The sequence below is a fragment of the Microcoleus sp. MON2_D5 genome, assembly GCF_036701905.1.
Taxonomy (GTDB): Bacteria; Cyanobacteriota; Cyanobacteriia; order Cyanobacteriales; family Microcoleaceae; genus Microcoleus.
This window is the reverse complement of record NZ_JAUBRM010000034.1, coordinates 45,728-62,537: the sequence shown is the minus strand read 5'-3', so window position 1 is coordinate 62,537 and position 16,810 is coordinate 45,728. Positions and strand designations below refer to the sequence as shown.

General features: G+C 45.6%; 13 protein-coding genes. 2 read left to right on the top strand and 11 right to left on the bottom strand.

Translation table 11 applies throughout. The annotated features are described in order from the left end of the window. Positions 1 to 201 precede the first annotated feature (201 nt). Positions 202 to 585: a hypothetical protein gene (locus QUA47_RS14495; RefSeq protein WP_190735248.1), complete on the bottom strand. Its 384-nt coding sequence runs from the start codon at positions 583 to 585 to the stop codon at positions 202 to 204. An 817-nt stretch (positions 586 to 1,402) separates the two neighbouring features. Here QUA47_RS14495 and QUA47_RS14490 point away from each other — a divergent pair. Both QUA47_RS14490 and QUA47_RS14485 read left to right on the top strand, forming a co-directional pair. Further along, positions 1,403 to 3,712 (top strand): protein phosphatase 2C domain-containing protein, encoded by a 2,310-nt coding sequence (locus tag QUA47_RS14490; protein ID WP_333431235.1) that lies wholly within the window; start codon positions 1,403 to 1,405, stop codon positions 3,710 to 3,712. Between the two features lie 162 nt (positions 3,713 to 3,874). Further along, a complete protein-coding gene (locus QUA47_RS14485; protein WP_333431234.1) occupies positions 3,875 to 4,600 on the top strand; it encodes a glycosyltransferase family 25 protein in 726 nt (241 codons plus the stop codon). 249 nt (positions 4,601 to 4,849) lie between these two features. Here QUA47_RS14485 and QUA47_RS14480 read toward each other — a convergent pair whose 3' ends face one another. The 10 genes from QUA47_RS14480 to QUA47_RS14435 form a co-directional block, all read right to left on the bottom strand. Next, the gene (locus QUA47_RS14480) at positions 4,850 to 5,467 is read right to left on the bottom strand and encodes an LPS assembly lipoprotein LptE (RefSeq protein WP_333431245.1); all 618 of its coding nucleotides are present in this window, start codon (positions 5,465 to 5,467) and stop codon (positions 4,850 to 4,852) included. Positions 5,468 to 5,590: 123 nt separating this feature from the next. After that, complete coding sequence (locus tag QUA47_RS14475) at positions 5,591 to 5,956, bottom strand: DUF1823 family protein (RefSeq protein ID WP_333431233.1); 366 nt, start codon at positions 5,954 to 5,956, stop codon at positions 5,591 to 5,593. A gap of 265 nt (positions 5,957 to 6,221) precedes the next feature. Further along, positions 6,222 to 7,250 carry a type I glyceraldehyde-3-phosphate dehydrogenase gene (gene gap / locus QUA47_RS14470; protein ID WP_333431244.1) on the bottom strand — a complete coding sequence of 343 codons (1,029 nt, stop codon included), beginning with the start codon at positions 7,248 to 7,250 and terminating at the stop codon, positions 6,222 to 6,224. A 453-nt stretch (positions 7,251 to 7,703) separates the two neighbouring features. After that, positions 7,704 to 8,015, bottom strand: a complete 312-nt coding sequence (locus QUA47_RS14465; RefSeq protein WP_242728729.1) for a P-II family nitrogen regulator — start codon at positions 8,013 to 8,015, stop codon at positions 7,704 to 7,706. Between the two features lies 1 nt (position 8,016). After that, positions 8,017 to 8,988 carry a sodium-dependent bicarbonate transport family permease gene (locus tag QUA47_RS14460; RefSeq protein WP_190660925.1) on the bottom strand — a complete coding sequence of 324 codons (972 nt, stop codon included), beginning with the start codon at positions 8,986 to 8,988 and terminating at the stop codon, positions 8,017 to 8,019. 204 nt (positions 8,989 to 9,192) lie between these two features. Then, the gene (locus QUA47_RS14455; protein WP_333282768.1) at positions 9,193 to 9,927 is read right to left on the bottom strand and encodes a glutathione peroxidase; all 735 of its coding nucleotides are present in this window, start codon (positions 9,925 to 9,927) and stop codon (positions 9,193 to 9,195) included. A gap of 228 nt (positions 9,928 to 10,155) precedes the next feature. Beyond that, positions 10,156 to 10,515, bottom strand: coding sequence for a Uma2 family endonuclease (locus tag QUA47_RS14450; protein WP_333431243.1), 360 nt, complete (start codon positions 10,513 to 10,515; stop codon positions 10,156 to 10,158). A gap of 31 nt (positions 10,516 to 10,546) precedes the next feature. Beyond that, a complete protein-coding gene (locus tag QUA47_RS14445; RefSeq protein ID WP_333431232.1) occupies positions 10,547 to 10,801 on the bottom strand; it encodes a hypothetical protein in 255 nt (84 codons plus the stop codon). Positions 10,802 to 10,843: 42 nt separating this feature from the next. After that, on the bottom strand, positions 10,844 to 12,706 hold the full coding sequence (locus tag QUA47_RS14440; RefSeq protein ID WP_333431231.1) for a tetratricopeptide repeat protein: 1,863 nt from the start codon (positions 12,704 to 12,706) through the stop codon (positions 10,844 to 10,846). Continuing rightward, on the bottom strand, positions 12,699 to 16,790 hold the full coding sequence (locus QUA47_RS14435; protein WP_333431230.1) for a tetratricopeptide repeat protein: 4,092 nt from the start codon (positions 16,788 to 16,790) through the stop codon (positions 12,699 to 12,701). Before QUA47_RS14435 ends, QUA47_RS14440 begins: the two co-directional genes overlap by 8 nt. Positions 16,791 to 16,810: the final 20 nt, after the last annotated feature.

The following is a 16,810-nucleotide window of genomic DNA, read 5'->3' as shown; positions in this document are numbered from 1 at the left end:
CATTTGTATCAACTTAAGAGTGAAACCCATAATAAATCTCGCTTGTAGCTGAGTTTCCATCCCCTCTTAGCTTGCCCCCGACTCCCCTTAATGAGGGGAGTCGGGGGTGCGAGAACTCGTCTGCCTTAATGGCGATTAAGGGGGCTCTAGACTTCGATAGAAAGCAAAGACTCTGAGGCGGAGAATCGGGAAAATCTGCTTTTATTCTTCTTCCTGCTGCTTTCTGACTCCTGACTCCTGACTCCTGGCTTCTTCCTTCTTTTTACCCTCAGCGGAGTCAAAGGGCCTTCCTCCTTCTTCCTTCTCCCTCGCACCCCCTGCATCAACTCGACAATTAGTAGGATGGCGATCGCGTTCCAAAAACTGTTTAACTGCAACTTGGCGGTTGGTCATAAACTGACCCCAAGCGCCGGGAAACATCCCATCCAAGGTTTCCACCAGCGCCCAAACCTCAAGATTCATCACTTTGTAATAATAACTGTGAGAATGTTGAATGCTAGTGAGTATTTCGTCTATTTCAACTGCAGGCAGTAGCTTCGGATCGGGCAAATTCTTGGGAAAGGCGCTGGGTTCATGTGGGGGCATGGTTAAATACTCAACAGCTTGCAGAGGCCGGTCAGTCGATTTTAGATTTTAGATTTTAGATTTTAGATTGATTCCACAGATGAATCTGGGGGCTTGAACTAATATCTAATTTTTTTTGCTCTCCACGACTACTGTCGCGGGCTGGCATCGGTCAGTAGATGTGAGATGTGAGATTGGAGATTTTATACTTAAGATGGATTCCACAGATGAATCTGGGGGCTTTTATCCGTCTTTGGGTCAGGTTAAATTTAACTTTACTTGCGAAACTCGGGAACGAGGTAATGAACACCCTTGGCGAGAAAACCGAGAATTGATATTTATTTATACCTGTCGGCTCAGGTGATTTCTACGTAGCTGCATCATACCATTATAGTTAGTCTAAAATTTCAATTCCCTTGAGTGCTGCGATTTCTTCGGAAATGGCCACTATCAGGAATATGCTGAAAACAGCGTGATTTCAAGCCGAGGACTTGGGCCTCGCGCGATCGTCTAACTCTGAAAGCTCCTAGCAAAATTCATCGGCGGGTTAACAAAATGGTAGACTATTTGTGTCAGTACAAGACATTAAAACCTACCCCTGGACAGGGGGAAAGTCACGCCTAAAACATTGTCAGGAGATATCACTACGCACACAACAGTGGAAACGTGGTGAGCCCGGGAACCTGAAAAATCAGGATATTAGGACTGCGAAGTCTTAAGAATCTCCGTCTGTTGAGAAAGCGGGGGTGTCAAATAATCGCCACGTATCAACCCGTCGAGGTTCAATCGCTAAAATAGTTCAGATCAGCACGCTTGCCCAAAGGCGTCAGGAACCCTTATGCAAAACTCTGTGGCAAAACACTACTTATGGGCTTTAGGTGAAGGGATCAAAGGGTGTAAGCCAGGCGATCTGATCGCTGGTCGCTACTTGGTCAAGCGCGATCGACTTCTTGTCGATACTCAACCCGAACACTTGCCGGAACTGCCCGAAGAGATTCCGAGTGTTGTCACTCCTTATCTGAGACTGTTTGCCTATCAGTTGCACGTACCTCAAGTATACGGTCTGGTATCGTCCAAGATGAGCAAGCTCTCGGGAGATATCTGGCTGCTGGAAAACGGGCCTATTTTGAAGGTGACGGAATCTTTAATGCCGGAATTGGCGGAATCCTGGAAAGGAGCCGCAGCGATGCGCCAGCTCAATTGGCTGTGGCAAATGGCTCAGTTGTGGCAGCCGTGTATCGCTCAGGGCGTGGCTTCGACGCTGCTGACTCCGGAACTGCTACGGGTGGAAGGGCAATTGGTGCGGTTTCTGGAATTGCAGCCCGATCGCAAACCGCCTCATTTGTCGCAGTTGGGCAAATTGTGGCAGCAGTGGCTCGAAGATGCTCACCCGGCTATTGCCAATTTTTTGAGGCAACTTTGCCAGCAAATGGTTGCCGGTCAAGTGCGCCACGGCGAACAACTGATGAGCCAGTTGGATAAAGCTCTGGCAAAGTGCGGCCGATTTTACGATCGTCACGTTGAAATTGCCACGGGCACGGATGTAGGCAGATCCCGGGCTCACAACGAAGATGCTTGCTATCCGCCCAGCGGTACGCTGTTCTCCGGAAACCCGGGTGCGGAAGCTTGCGCGATCGTCTGCGACGGTATCGGCGGACAAGACGGGGGCGAAGTCGCTTCAGAAGAAGCGATTGGTGTGCTGCGCGACAAGTTGCAGCAAATGCCCCTGCATCAGGCTAATTGGGACCCGTTGAGCCTGACTTCCAAGCTGGAACGGGCGGCTTGTGCTGCTAACGACAAAATAGCCAGTCGCAACGACAGCGAACACCGCCAAGGCCGCCAGCGGATGGGAACTACCCTAGTTATGGGTTTAGCCCACATTCACGAACTCTACGTCGCCCACGTCGGAGACAGTCGCGCTTACTGGATTACCCGCACCGGCTGCTATCAAGTTACTCTCGATGATAATGTGGCTTGCCGCGAGGTGCGTTTGGGCTTCTCTCTCTACCGGGATGCTTTGGAACAAGTGGCCGCCGGAGCTCTGATTCAAGCTTTGGGGATTACTTCGTCCAACACTTTGCACCCGACTGTGCAGCGTTTTCCGGTGGATGAAGACTGCGTTTTGCTGCTGTGTTCCGACGGTTTGAGTGATAAAGACCGGGTTGAGGAATGTTGGGAAGCGGAGATTTTGCCAATTCTCGACGGTAGCATTAATTTGGCTAAGGCGCGCGATCGGCTGATTGAGATTGCTAATACTAGAAACGGTCACGATAACGTCACTGTTGCTTTAATTCACTGTCAAGCACATTTGAGGGAAGACGGCAATACTTTGACAGAACTGTCTGTCGCACCTTTAGATACGCCGATCGAACTAATTTCCGACAGCGAGGATATGCCAACGGATTTGACCGGTATCACAACCTTTGGCGGTGGGAATTCTGAAGGAAAAACGCAGTTGTTACAGCCGGAAAAAAGCAAAAGCCCATTTTCGCTGCTGCTGAAAATTTTATTTTTATTAGGCTTGGGAGGTGTATTTGCTTATTTTTTCATCCCTCCGGTGGGTCGGGCGATCGATACTGCCGGGGAGTCGATTTTTGGGAAACGCGGTTTTATTAAAGCTGGAAGCACGCCAGAAAAAACTGTTGAATCTGTACCTTCTCCGGTCAAATCTTTAGAAATCGGCTCGTTTATAGAGATTAAAAGTTCTGGGGCTGGGGAAGTGGAAAAAGAGGGCGATCGCTTGGATTTGCGAGCCGCAATCGGTGAGTTGACTGTCAAAGGAACAGTCCCAGCCGGTAGCGTTTTACAGGTGACAAACAAACAGCTTACGCCTCAAGGCAATTGGCTGGAATTGAAAGTTTGTTCGATTCCTGAAATAGTGCGATCGAACTCTCCCAAACCCGAGCCAAATAAGGATTTTTCTACAGTTTCAAAACCCGCACTGACTCCATCTGCCGCTGTGGCAACTCCGTCGCCTTCCCCGGCAGTTAAGCCAACAGTTGAAGTAGAAAGCGCCAAGCTGCAACCGGGGGAAGTCGGATGGATTCAAGAACAAGCTGGCGTTTCTAAAGTAGTCTCTAACCTAGCCTTAAACCCAACTCAAAAGGGAAAATGCGTTGATGCTGACTCAAATCCCAATGCTAATTAAACTGTTAATGCTAGATCCGGTAGAGGTAATTTAAGTAAGTTTAAGAAAATGGAAGATGCAGCTTGCTAAAAATAGAATAGTTTAAGGCAGACACAGACCTAAAATAAAATTTGAGGCCGCTCAAGCCGAAGATTCATCAACTTTTGGATTCGAGATAAAACTATGACGAAAATTACAGACTATTTCCAGGCAGTTTATGCGGTAAATCTCCCTGAGAGGAAAGACCGACGCCAACTCATAGTCAAGGAATTAGAAGAAGCAGGAATGCCCCTCCTGCCCCATAAAGTAGAGATATTTCCCGCAATCCGCCCCGAGGAAGCAGGAGGTTTCCCCAGCATTGGGGCGAGGGGATGCTTTTCCAGTCATGTAGCTATCCTCAAGCAGGCAAAATACAAGGGGTTGAGCAATATTTTGATTGTAGAAGACGACCTAGAAATTTCAGCAAAGTTCAAAACAGACCAAGCTGTTATCGTCGAACAACTGTGCCAGCAAGATTGGGATTTCGTCTACTTCGGACACGTCGAAGAGGTTGAAGAAAAGTCTCCTGTCGCCCTCGTGCCGTTTTCTGAGGCCGTGATGACCACTCATTTTTACGCTGTAAATGGCAGGATTTTCGATCGCCTCCTGCGGTTTCTGGAAGAACTGCAACAGCGACCTCCGGGACATCCCGACGGCGGTCCGATGCACGTCGACGGAGCTTATTCTACTTTCCGAGCTCAAAATCCTGATGTGGTCACCTTGATTGCTTCTCCAAACCTGGGGTGGCAAAGGAGTTCCCGTAGTGACATCCATCCTAATGCGTGGTTTGACCGTGTACCTGTGTTTAGGCAATTGGCAGGCGCAGCAAGAACCAGCAAAACATGGCTGAAGCGTTGGCTTTCTAGTTAATTGAATTTGAGTTTAGAATCCTTCGTTTGTATCAAATCTGTTAGCACAATTGCCCGGAAAATAATTAATACCAAATCCGGGTTTATTACTCCCTTTATGAAGGAGGCGATTGAAACCTTTTGACCTCAAACTATACAAATAAAGTCTGCCGCAGTTTACGCCATACGACCTAGGCTCGGACCCGCTAAGAGATCAAGGGGATATTTAAGCCGGATTTGGTATCAGCATATTTGATATGATGGCTAATGGCTAACCTAATTTCTTAGATACTTCTGCCAGTTTAGTCACCATTTGGGATACGGCTTTGCCAACGGCCTCGCTCAAAAGTGAGTCTTCATTGCTATTGCTGGAATTGCCGCCCATACCCCTAACGGAAACATTAGAAGCGCTTTGATCCGCTTCTCCTACTGCTTTGGCAGTGGCAAGAATATCTCCCGAATCTGTACCGATTAACCGCACGTCTATTTGAACGGTAGCTTTGGTTTTTTGCGAACCTGCGCCGATTCCCATGAAACTGCCGCCGCCTGATTGTTTGTCGATATTAAATTTGGTAATGGTGCCGATGAGTACGGCGTCAACTCCTAATTGTTTGCCAATTTCGGCTGCTGTGCCGGCATCCATCGCGCCGCTGCGATTTTGCTGTTTGAGCACTTGTTCGAGTTTGCTACGATCGACTACTGTATAAGTGCCGTTGTTGACGAGTTCGTTGATTAACAGTTCGCTGAGGCCTTTGGCGGCGCCGACTCCCCTGTAGGAAGTGTAATAGCTGTTGGTGGGGCCGTAGTCGAAGTCCATGACGACGAGGCGTTTTTTGGCAGTTGCTTGGGCGAGTTGGGTTGCGGGTTGCGTGGTGGCTGGTGTGGCGATCCCATTGACTCAAACGCCTGCTAGCATTAGGCTAGCGAGGGAAATGCTCGTTTTCCTGCCAAAAAATCTCATATCTCTGTACTCTAAGGTGGGCAACAACCGCACAGCCATCCCAAATTTCTTTTACGCCCCAGCTTCCATAAAACCCATCAACCAATTAGCCATCGTCGCCCTGCGAGTCTGCCTGGGCCCAAATTGTCCAATTTTATAGCCTTTAAAGCCCAATTTTTCCTTCAGCAACTGCTTGTTTTCTGGAGGAGTCGATCGAGTCAATTTCACCGTCGCCGGCCTAGAATCGATAAAATCCGGCGGTTCCGGGTACTCTTGACGCCACTCGGGTGCAACACCTGCACTGTTCCACTTGCCAATCTCGGCATCGCAGCGGTAGCCGAGATAGTGCCAAACTAATCGGTTGACAGCAGCATCGTCTATCTCTTCGTTGAGAATAGCCCAAATAGTTTCGTTATTCAGCGGTGGTAATTCAGACATATAAAGGAACGGAGGGGGCATTGGGCATTGGGCATTGGGCATTGGGCATTGGGCATTGGGCATTGGGCATTGGGCATTGGGCATTGGGCATTGGGAAAGAAGGAAGATGAAACCAATTGTTTCAGCAATTAAAAATGCTTTAACTACCGAGAAGGTTGCTATATAATTATCAGGAACGGGCAAGATGCCCGTTCCACAAAAAATCATAGGAATTTGTTTGTGGGGTGGACACGCGAGCCCGCCCCAAATGCCACCTCACAAAAAATCAATTCAAAATTCCGTCTTTCTCGGCCATCGACAGCATTAAGTCAATCACGCGGCTAGAATAACCCCACTCGTTGTCGTACCAAGAAACGACTTTGAAAAACTTAGAATTCAGTTCAATTCCCGCACCTGCATCGAAAATGCTCGATCGCGCGTCGCCCTGAAAATCTGTCGAAACCACCGCATCCTCAGTATATCCAAGAATGTCTTTGAGTTCGCCCTCCGAAGCTTTTTTCATGGCCTCGCAAATTTCTTTATAGCTAGTTTCCTTCGCCGTTTTGAAAGTAAGGTCAACTACAGACACGTCGGGAGTTGGCACCCGCAAAGCCATTCCCGTCAATTTTCCTTTCAATTCTGGCAACACCAAAGTAACAGCTTTCGCTGCACCGGTCGAAGATGGAATAATATTTTGAGCCGCACCGCGTCCTCCCCGCCAATCTTTTTGGCTGGGGCCGTCTACAGTTGGTTGAGTAGCTGTCATTGCGTGAACTGTCGTCATTAAACCTTCTTCCAAACCGAAGTTATCGTTGATAACTTTGGCAATTGGTGCTAAACAATTCGTCGTACAGCTAGCATTAGAAACAACCGTATCTTTTGCCGGGTCAAATTTGTGGTGGTTGACCCCTACTAGATATGTTGGTACTTTTTCCGGGTCTTTTGTCGGTGCTGAAAGTATTACTCGTTTTGCTCCTGCCGTCAAGTGTTTTGATGCGCCTTCAAAATCTGTAAACAATCCGGTAGATTCTACAACATAATCGGCGCCGGATTTACCCCAGGGCAATTCGGCAGGATTTCTAATCGCTGTACAGGGGATAAATAGTCCGTCAACGATAATCCCGTCGGGTTTGCTTTCAACTTCGCCGTCGTAAATGCCGTGGGTGGAGTCGTATTTGAAAAGATAAGCCAGGTTTTCTGGCGAAACTAAGTCGTTAATGCCGACAAATTCGATGTTGGGGTTTTTGATGCCGGCACGCATGACTAGCCGTCCGATGCGACCAAATCCGTTGATGCCAACTTTTAATGCAGCCATGTTTAAACTCCTCTTGAAAATATCGTTAGTCGATCGGGTGATCGCCTGTGGTGGCTTAGAATTTACCACGCTAACGGATTTTGGCAAGTGATTCTTTTCTATCTCTTAATAATTCTGAATTCTGCAGCGGGGAAGCGCAATTAATCCTGAAATGACCGCTGGCTAATGGCTGATGCCTGATGATTATAAACTGGTAAAAGTGCTATAAGAGACAGAAATTATTTTCAAAATCGCCTTTTTTAAATCACGCTAAAGTAATTAGAAAAAACTTAGGCAAAAGCAAAAACGGAGTGGCATTCTCACCAGCGGCTGTCCGGGCCCGAAGCCTAGGATTCAAGTCGCAGATACGCGCAAAGACACGGCATTGCCGTGTCCTTACACATATGGCGTACAATCTATATGCAGCTCTACTGTTGGGAATTGGTATAATCATCAATCACTAAGGACTAATGACTACCCGACGCACCTAGTAATTAGCAATTCCACCGCATCGGAAATAAAACACGACCCACCAAATTTATTTAGCACTGGTCTAATGTTTTCTGCAACTGCTGATACTTGAGCTGGTGAACAAAAAGCAAGCACATAAATGTTATCCAGTGCTGTCATTGATGAACCACGAGAAACGTGATCCCGGGTGCTTTTTCCAGCGACATCACGAATCACCGAATAACCGGGTACGCCAGCTTTGTCTAAACCGTCTAAAATCTTGCCGAGCTCCACTGAGTGAGCTATGATTTCTACTCTTTTGACTGACTCCATCATCTCACCTCCAAAACATATTGATTCCGTATAGATACATGGGAATGCCTACAATGATATTAAAGGGAAATGTCACTGCTAAGGCAGTTGAAATGTAAAGGCTGGGATTCGCTTCGGGAACAGTTAGGCGCATGGCTGCTGGTACTGCTATATAAGAAGCACTCGCGCACAATACGGCAAACAGCAAAGTGTCTCCCTGTGGCATTCCGATTAATTTCGCTATTAGCAAAGCAATTACTGCGTTGAGTATGGGAATTAGGATTGCAAAGCCGATCAGAAAAATTCCTGCTTCTTGCAAATCTTTAATTCTGCTAGCAGCAACCAGCCCCATGTCTAGCAAGAAAAAAGTCAAAACTCCGTAAAACAAGTCTTGAGTAAACGGACTCATAACTTGCCAACCGTGTTCTCCTGTCATTATGCCCATAATTAGGCTGCCAATCAGTAGAAAAACTGAACTGTTTAGGAATGCTTCTTGCAACACTTCTGGCCAAACTATTTCGCGTTTTCCTTCTTCCCCCCCGAATACACTCACGAGGATTAGCCCGACTATAATTGCTGGGGATTCCATTAATGCTAGCGCGGCTACCATGTAACCGTCAAAGTCGATCCCCTGTGCTGTGAGGAAGGAGGTTGCCGTGATAAATGTGACGGCGCTGATGGAACCATAGGTAGCTGCGATCGCGGCGGCATTGTAGGAGTCGAGTTTGATTCTCAGTATGAAAAAAGTATAAATGGGTACTAGCATTGACATCAGCATCGCTGCCAAAATTGTCAGGGCGACTTGCTGGTCAATTCCGCTTCTGGACAGTTCGACGCCGCCTTTAAATCCGATCGCAAACAGCAGGTACAGCGAAAACAGTTTGGGGATGGGCGCTGGAATTTCTAAATCAGATTTGAGAAAAATTGCCAGCATTCCCATGAAAAAAGCTAATATGGGCGGATTTAAGATATTTGACGCTACTAAACTCAAATCCACGATGGTTCACTCCCATTTCTTGCGTTTTTAATATTACTTCCCCAGTAATTGTGGCACGAGAATGGATCAATAGACCGATCGAACTTTGGACGCGCCAGCTCGATCGGGCTAAATACCCCCAAATACGGCAAAGGCGCACAGTACGCACCGTACAACGAGTAAGGTGTGGACTGTGCACCTGCAGGCTAAGTTATTGTTGTTTAACTAAGCAACTGCCAAATAAGACTCTAGGGCTTCGGAACCACCGATCAACTTGCCGTCGATAAATACTTGCGGCACAGTTGTAGCCCCAGTCATAGCCCGGAGCGATCGGGTTGTGATCTCCCGGCCCAAGACAATTTCTTCATAATCCAAGCCCTTTTGACTCAGCATTGCCTTAGCCTTAGCGCAGAAGGGACAGCCCATTTTTGTAAACAGCGACACTAGCTTCGGCTTGGGTGCTGCGGAGTTGATGTAGTTGAGCATCGTCTCGGCATCGGACACTTTGAAAGGATCGCCCGGTTCATCAGGCTCAATAAACATTTTTTCAACCACGCTATCTTTTACCAGCATCGAATAACGCCAAGACCGCTTGCCAAAGCCTAAATCTGTTTTGTCTACCAGCATTCCCATGCCTTCAGTAAATTCGCCGTTACCGTCGGGAATTAACGTCAGATTGTCTGATTCTTGGTTTTTGGCCCATTCGTTCATCACAAAGGTGTCGTTGACGGAAATACAAACGATCTCATCTACGCCGTTTTCTTTGAAAACTTTCGCCAATTCGTTGTAACCGGGGAGGTGCGTTGACGAACAAGTGGGAGTAAAAGCTCCCGGCAGCGAGAAGACTACTACCGTTTTACCTGCAAATATATCATCGGTGGTGACATCCACCCACTCGTTGTCTTGGCGAGTGCGAAAGGTGACTTTGGGTACTCTTTGACCTTCTTTGTTCGTCAGCATGATTTTAAATTCTTAGGTACTTGGGTTCTATTCCTTTGCTTATTATAGCGTACTCATAACGAGTATGACTTGTCAAGGGAGGCGAGTTTTTTCTCGGACTTGGGCGCGCGCGAGCTCAGTTAATTGTCTTTGCGACGATAGTTTGAATCATAGTCCGAATCAATCTCGCGGCGCGCGCGAACTCAGTTCATTGTCTTTGCGACAGCTAGCAGATTTAAAACTTGCTGTTTAAGTAGGTCGGCAATTCTGTCTCCAATCCTTTGCTGCTGCTAACAGGTGAGGATTTTTTACACATTCTGTCAACACATCGATATCAATTCCTGGCAGCAATTCGCTTTGTGTGATTAATTCATAACCGCAGTTTGACACGAATTCAAGCGGAATTTCTTCTCGCAAATGGTAGATAGAAAATCGGTCATTTCGCCAGAACCAAACCTCTCGCACATTCAACCTTCTATACAGTTCTAGTTTATTGATGCTGCCACTGGTAACAATCACTTCAATTACCAAATCGGGAAATTCTTTATCTGTGCCAATACAGTAAGCTTCATCCGGTTCCGTACCGCCACTTTTTTCCTCTTGTCGCAGAGTTGTAGACCCAAAAGGAAAATATTCGATTTCAGCTTCTTTCTACAAAGTAAATTTCTAGCAGATTTCCAATGCCAGTTTTGCGACTTTCATGCCGGCGAGAAGGCGACATAATTTCCAAAACTCCATCTAAATAAGTAACTCGAGATCCCGCTGTATCTCCAATCCGATCCAGCAGTGTCTCGTATTGTTCCCAGTTGGCGCTATCGGTAATGTAGCGATATTCAGGATCTTGGCGTTGGAGTGCTTGTTCCTTAAGTAGCGTATCTAGCTCGCTCGTCAGCATCGGTATTACCTCCTTACAAGTTGTTCTAATCTTAGATCAACTTTATTCCCAATCAAACTGCCTCCCCAAATATTCCTCTAATTCCTGATTGTAAGGTCGGAAATAATCGCTCAACCTGTCGCGAACCGATTCATTTACCCGCTGATAAGAACCCGGATTAGCATTTTGGTACTCAGACAATTGATATTCCGGCAAATCTAAAAATTCTAAAACCTGCTGGACTATAGCCGCCGCATCTGCATAAAAATCTTCGCTTTTCAAAATTAACAACTGTTCTTGGGGAAAGAAAGTCCGCCAGTTTTTAATAAATTCTATGTACCTACCGCGAGCTAAATAATTTCCGGGTTCCTCGCCGATGATGTATTCTGGATTTTGATTCAACCGTTCAATTTCATCGCTAATTACTCGATCGAGCGATCGCGCTTCCCAATTTAAGCCAGTCAAGCGGTAAAATTGAGAAATCGCCCGATCGACGGGATTTCGCAAAAGTACAATCAGTTTAGCCTCTGGAAACAGGCTGTAGAGCCGTGCCGGTGCTTCCCGAGAGTCAAAATAGCTCGGACTTGCTTCACCCGTCAAAAATTGCTCTCCCGGAGGCATTGGCGGAAAATGAGCCAAATACCAATCAATCCCTCTGTCAAAGTGCCACGAGAAAAAATCCATCTCCTTTTTAATCGGAGTCAAAATTTGCGGGTGTTGGGCTAAATAAGTATAAAGAGAAGTAGTGCCACACCGCTGAGAACCAATAATTATAAAGTTAGGAAATTGGACGGGTTTTAAGTTCCAATTTTGTAGAACAGGCATCTTGCCTGTATCTGCTTGTAGAACAGGCATCTTGCCTATTCTATTACTTAGAATAGATGCAAAACTTTGTTTAAAACTGACTGTTCGATAAAAATCAATCGCCTCGGGAATTTTACCTTGCCTCGTTAAAGCTTCTCCCAAATTCAGATAAGGCCAAAAAGCCTCCGGTTTAGCTGCAACAACTTGGCGGCACAAGTTCTCAACTTCATCTAGCTTATTTTGCCTAACCAAAACTTCCCACAAATTGTAATAAAACCACCAAGGAAGATCGGGATTTATTTCTATTGCTTGGAAAAAGGCCGCCGCCGCTTCCTCCCAATATTTTTGGTGGCTCAGAACAGCACCTAAATTGTAATAAGACCAGCAATCATCTGGTTTTTGGGCGACAGTTGCGCGAGATGAGGCTAATGCGCGATCCTCTTCGAGGGCTTCGCTTACGCACTTTTCTTGCTGCTGCAACAACTCCTCTAATTTTTCTGGCATTTCTGCACAACTCGGCATATTTGTCAATAGCCATTTATAAAAAATAATTGCGCTTTTTGGGCGATCGTACTTGGCTAAATTCTTTCCTAACTGCAAATACAACTCCCAATTTTCCGGTGTAATTTGCAATTGAGATTGTTCTAACACTAAGCTTAAATCCGACTTTGTTTGCCCAAAAGCGTATCCCAACTTCTCGTAAATTCCAGGCAAATTTCCGTCAATTTCAATAGCTTTTAAATACGTAGCGATAGCTTCATCCCACTGTTTTAGTTTAGTTAAAGCGTCGCCTAAATTGCAAAAAGACCAAGCAAAATCCGAGTTTAGTGCAATCTCGCAGCGGTAAGCAGCAGCAGCTTCTTCCCATTGCTGAAGTTTCAGCAAAACATCGCCCCAATTGTGATAAGACCAGGAAAAATTAGGATTTAACTCAACAGCTTTTTTGTAAGCAGCGACAGCTTCCTCCCATTTTTCAAGTTTCAGCAAAACATCGCCCAAACTGTGATAAGACCAAGAAAAATTGGGATTTAATTCAATAGCTTTTTTGTAAGCAGCAATAGCCTCATCAAACCGACCGCTTTCTTGCAGAGAATTACCCAAATTGTGGTAATCATTATCCATGCAAAACTCCTGCCATAGCTAGTAATTTTTCCAGCGAGTTCAAATCTAACTGCATATCTTTATGTAGAGGTTTGGTCTGAGTTCCATCCTCAACCAAATCACCAATTAAATAGTAATGTTCCAAACCGCACAAATTGCTAATCATCCAATAACAATGCGGCACGTAAAGGGGAGAAAAAATCTCAATTACCTTAGTTCCCGGACTGCAAAAAACTAGATTTGTCAGCCCCCCTCCGTGAGGCGCGACAACTACTTTAGCAGCAGCCAAACACGATGCTTGTTCCGCTACCGACATCGTTTCCAACTTGACACTGCGGAACCCTAATTTTTCTAAGTATTTAATTACCTCTTCATCATTGACGATTCGCCGATATGATGCTTGTTGCCGGCTGATATAAATGCGCTCTGAATAGTCTGTATTTATTGGCTGTTGTTCCTTTAAAAATGTCTCTTTTAGATATTCACACTTCCATTTAGAAACCGCTCCCGATCCGTCATAAGATATTGACGGCACTATTAATTTATCGGCTGTAATGTGTAAATTGCAGCGACTTTCTAAAAGTTTATCTTGAGAAATTCCTAAAGTATCTAAAGTTTCTGCTTGATAGGAAGAATCCGAGGCATTGACAACAAACTTATCTATAGTTTCTATCAATCCGCTCCGCTGCAAAAGGTCAAATCGCGTAATCACATCAAACATCCAATGAAAATAAGCTGCTCCACCCCAGCGAGCAGATAAAAAAGCTACATTTCCATCGACGTGTTCAGCGGGAGGCAATTTGTCGGAAGTGATTACCAATTCAGCACAACCCATTGAAATATCAGCAACAAGTTTATTGTCTGAAGTAATCACGGCGGTAGTCACAACATCTGCCCAAGCTCGTCCGTTTGGCAAGACCGCAACAAAAGCTTTTCTGGAATGACTTTGATGTTCCCAAAATCTCCGGCTGCTGTCGATTGTTTTGGAATTAGATAAATTGATTTGAGTCGCAGGATGGATGTCAATGCAGGTGAGGTTAGGATTTGATTCTGCTGCAACGGTCAAATCTTCTGTAAACCCACAGTATTTTTCGAGAATACTTAAGGGTAAATTTTGATTACTGCATTTTGCCCGAGCGCTCTCATCGCCTTCTCCTTGTTGTTCCAGAGCATAACCTATATTATCGTAAGCTTCAAACAAATCGGGTTTAATTTGCAGGGCTTGAACTAAATTAGTGATTGCAGGTTCCCACTGCTGTTTGGCAATTAAACTCAAACCCAATCCTTCGTAACACCAACAGGATTTTGGATCGAGATTGATGCCTTTTTCGTAAATGGCGATCGCCCTTTCCAATTCCCCTTGATTCCGCAGTGCATCACCCAACTTTTTGTACAGCCAACTATGCTCATGTTCTAGCTCAATAGCACGACCAAAAGCAACTGCTGCTTCGGGCCAATTTTCTTGCGATTCCAGAACTTCCCCCAAACTATTGTACAACCAACAATCATCAGGATTTAATTCAATAGCTTTGCGGTAAGCCGCCGTCGCGTCCTCCCAATTTTCCAGTGCAACCAAAGCCTTACCTAATCTCTCGTAAGACCAACAAAAATCGGGATTTAGTTGAACTAACTTGCGGTAAGCAACAGCAGCTTCCTCCCAGTCAGAAAGCTCCATCAGCACATCGCCTAAATTGTTGTAAGTCCAACAAAAATCGGGATTTAACTCAATAGCTTTGCGGTAAGCAGCAGCGGCTTCGTCGTATTCCTCAACCGCCTGTAAAGTTTCCCCCAAAAAGTGGTAAGCCCAACTAAAATTAGGGTTGAGTGCGATCGCCCGTTGGTAAGCGGCCCGAGCTTCGTCAAACAGTTCTTTCTCTTGCAGAGTTTTACCCAACTTGTGGTAAGTTAAGTAGTTGCCAGACTTAATTTTAATCGCTGTTTGATAGCGAGCGCTCGCCTCATCCAAATAATCCGCATTTGCCGCAATATCCCCCAACTTTTCCCAACCCAGAGACAACAGAGTTTGCTCTTCGCCCAAACTTTGATTGCCGATTTTTTTGACAATCAGTTGATAGCCTTTGTGTACTACTTCTAACTGACTTCCAAACATCTCCAAAAAAACATCTATCCCAATTTTAGTATCTTGCTCCGGGCTGTCGGGAAACGTAAACTCGTAATCGTCAAAAATCATCAATCCCCCAACTTTCACCAACCTCCAAGATAAAATCGCATCTTGCAGAGCACTGGTGGGTTTGTGACAGCCGTCAATGTAAGCAACCTCGTAATATTCCGAAGCCAAATTAATTAACAAATCTTGAGAGTAACCTTCTAATTCAATTACCCGATCGGCTGCTCCCGTTTTAACAATATTGCCCTTAAAATGTTGTTGAAAATACAAATCAATACAAGTAATCGTTGCCGTCGGATGAGTTAAAATATTATCCAGCAGCCAGCAAGCCGACATTCCCTGAAAACTGCCGATTTCCACCACTTGAAAATCCGCAATTCCGGTAAATTCCTGCAAATGCCGTTGCCAAATAGGAATATTGTGGGTAAACCAATCTTGGGTAAATTGGTAATCTTTCGCCGCACACTCAGGCCAACCCCTCAATTCGCTCGCTTTTTGGTGGCAAATAATTGCTTCTTCTAATTCCCCTAATTGCGGTAAAATATTTCCTAAATCGTTGTAAGGCTTAGAATTGCTCGGATCGATTTCAATTTGGTGGCGGTAAGTGGCAATTTGTGCGTATAACTCCTGTTGTTTCGCCCGCACATTATCCAGTTGAGCGACAACTTCCGCAGCATTGGGTTCAATTTGCAGTGCCATGCTATAAAATACGATCGCACCTTCCAACTGCTTCTGTTTCGCTAAACTGTTGCCTAAATTTATATAAAACTCCGCTCCATCTAACTCAATTCCCAGCAAGTTGTGGTAAATTTTCCCGCTTGCAAGTACCTCAATACCTTGACAATAAGTTTCGATTGTGATGTCTAAACCCGATTCGCTGCGCTTCCGCAAAACATATCCCAACCTCTGATTGATTCCCGTCAAATTCGGCTCAATCTGAACCGCCTGCAGGAAAGCAGCCACAGCTTCATCCCAGGATTTTTCGCAGGTGAAGGCAATTCCCAAATTGACATAAAACCCAGGAATATTGGGATTTATTTCAATAGCTTGGCGGTAGCAACTAATAGCTTCGGGCCACAGTTGTTTTTGAGCCAAAGCGTCCCCTAAGCAATTGTATGCCCAGTAGGAATTATCATTAATTTCCAGAGTCTGACGGTAACATTTAATGGCTGCATCAAAGTCCTGTTTTTGCGCGAAAACATTACCTAAACCCACGTAAGCACGAGCGTAGTTGGGATTGATTTCGAGGCTTTTGTTGTAACAGGCGATCGCCCGATCGAATTCTCCTCGCTCTGCCCAACTTTTACCCAAACTGTGGTAAGATTCAAACGAATTTGGATTGATGGCAATGGCTTGTCGGTAATTGGCGATCGCCTCATCCCACCGCTTCTGACCAACCAGCATTTCCCCCAAATTGTGATAAGCTGTTGCTAGGTTGGGATTTAACCCAATTGCCCGCGAATAACATTCAATAGCGCGATCGAACTTTCCCAATTCAACCAAACTATTTCCCAGAGTGACTTGTTCCTCCGCAGTTGCCCAATTCGGCTCGATATTAAAAGCTTGATACCAACAGTCTGCCGCCTCTTCTCGCTTCTCTAACTGCGTCCAAATTCTCGCCAACTGCCGATAAACAGCAGCAAAATTCGGCGCTAGCGAAATCGCTTTTTCACAATTGGCGATCGCCTTTTCCCACTGTTTACCCTGAGAATACAAAATGCCGAGATTAGCATAAACTTCCGGCAAATTTGGATTGCGATCGATTGCCGCTTCATACCACTGCTTAGCTTGCTCGATTTCACCTCGAAGCTGCATCACCTTTCCCAGCGTCTGGCAAGCTGTCGCCAAATTCGGTTCAATTTTCAACGCTGACTCGCAAGCAGCAACTGCCTCATTCAACTTTCCTTCGGCTAAATAAACTTCTGCTTGCCGACTCAAATCAACCGCTGCCTTTTCCATCTTCTCAATCGAGGGCATAATTAAACTTGCTCCAGACA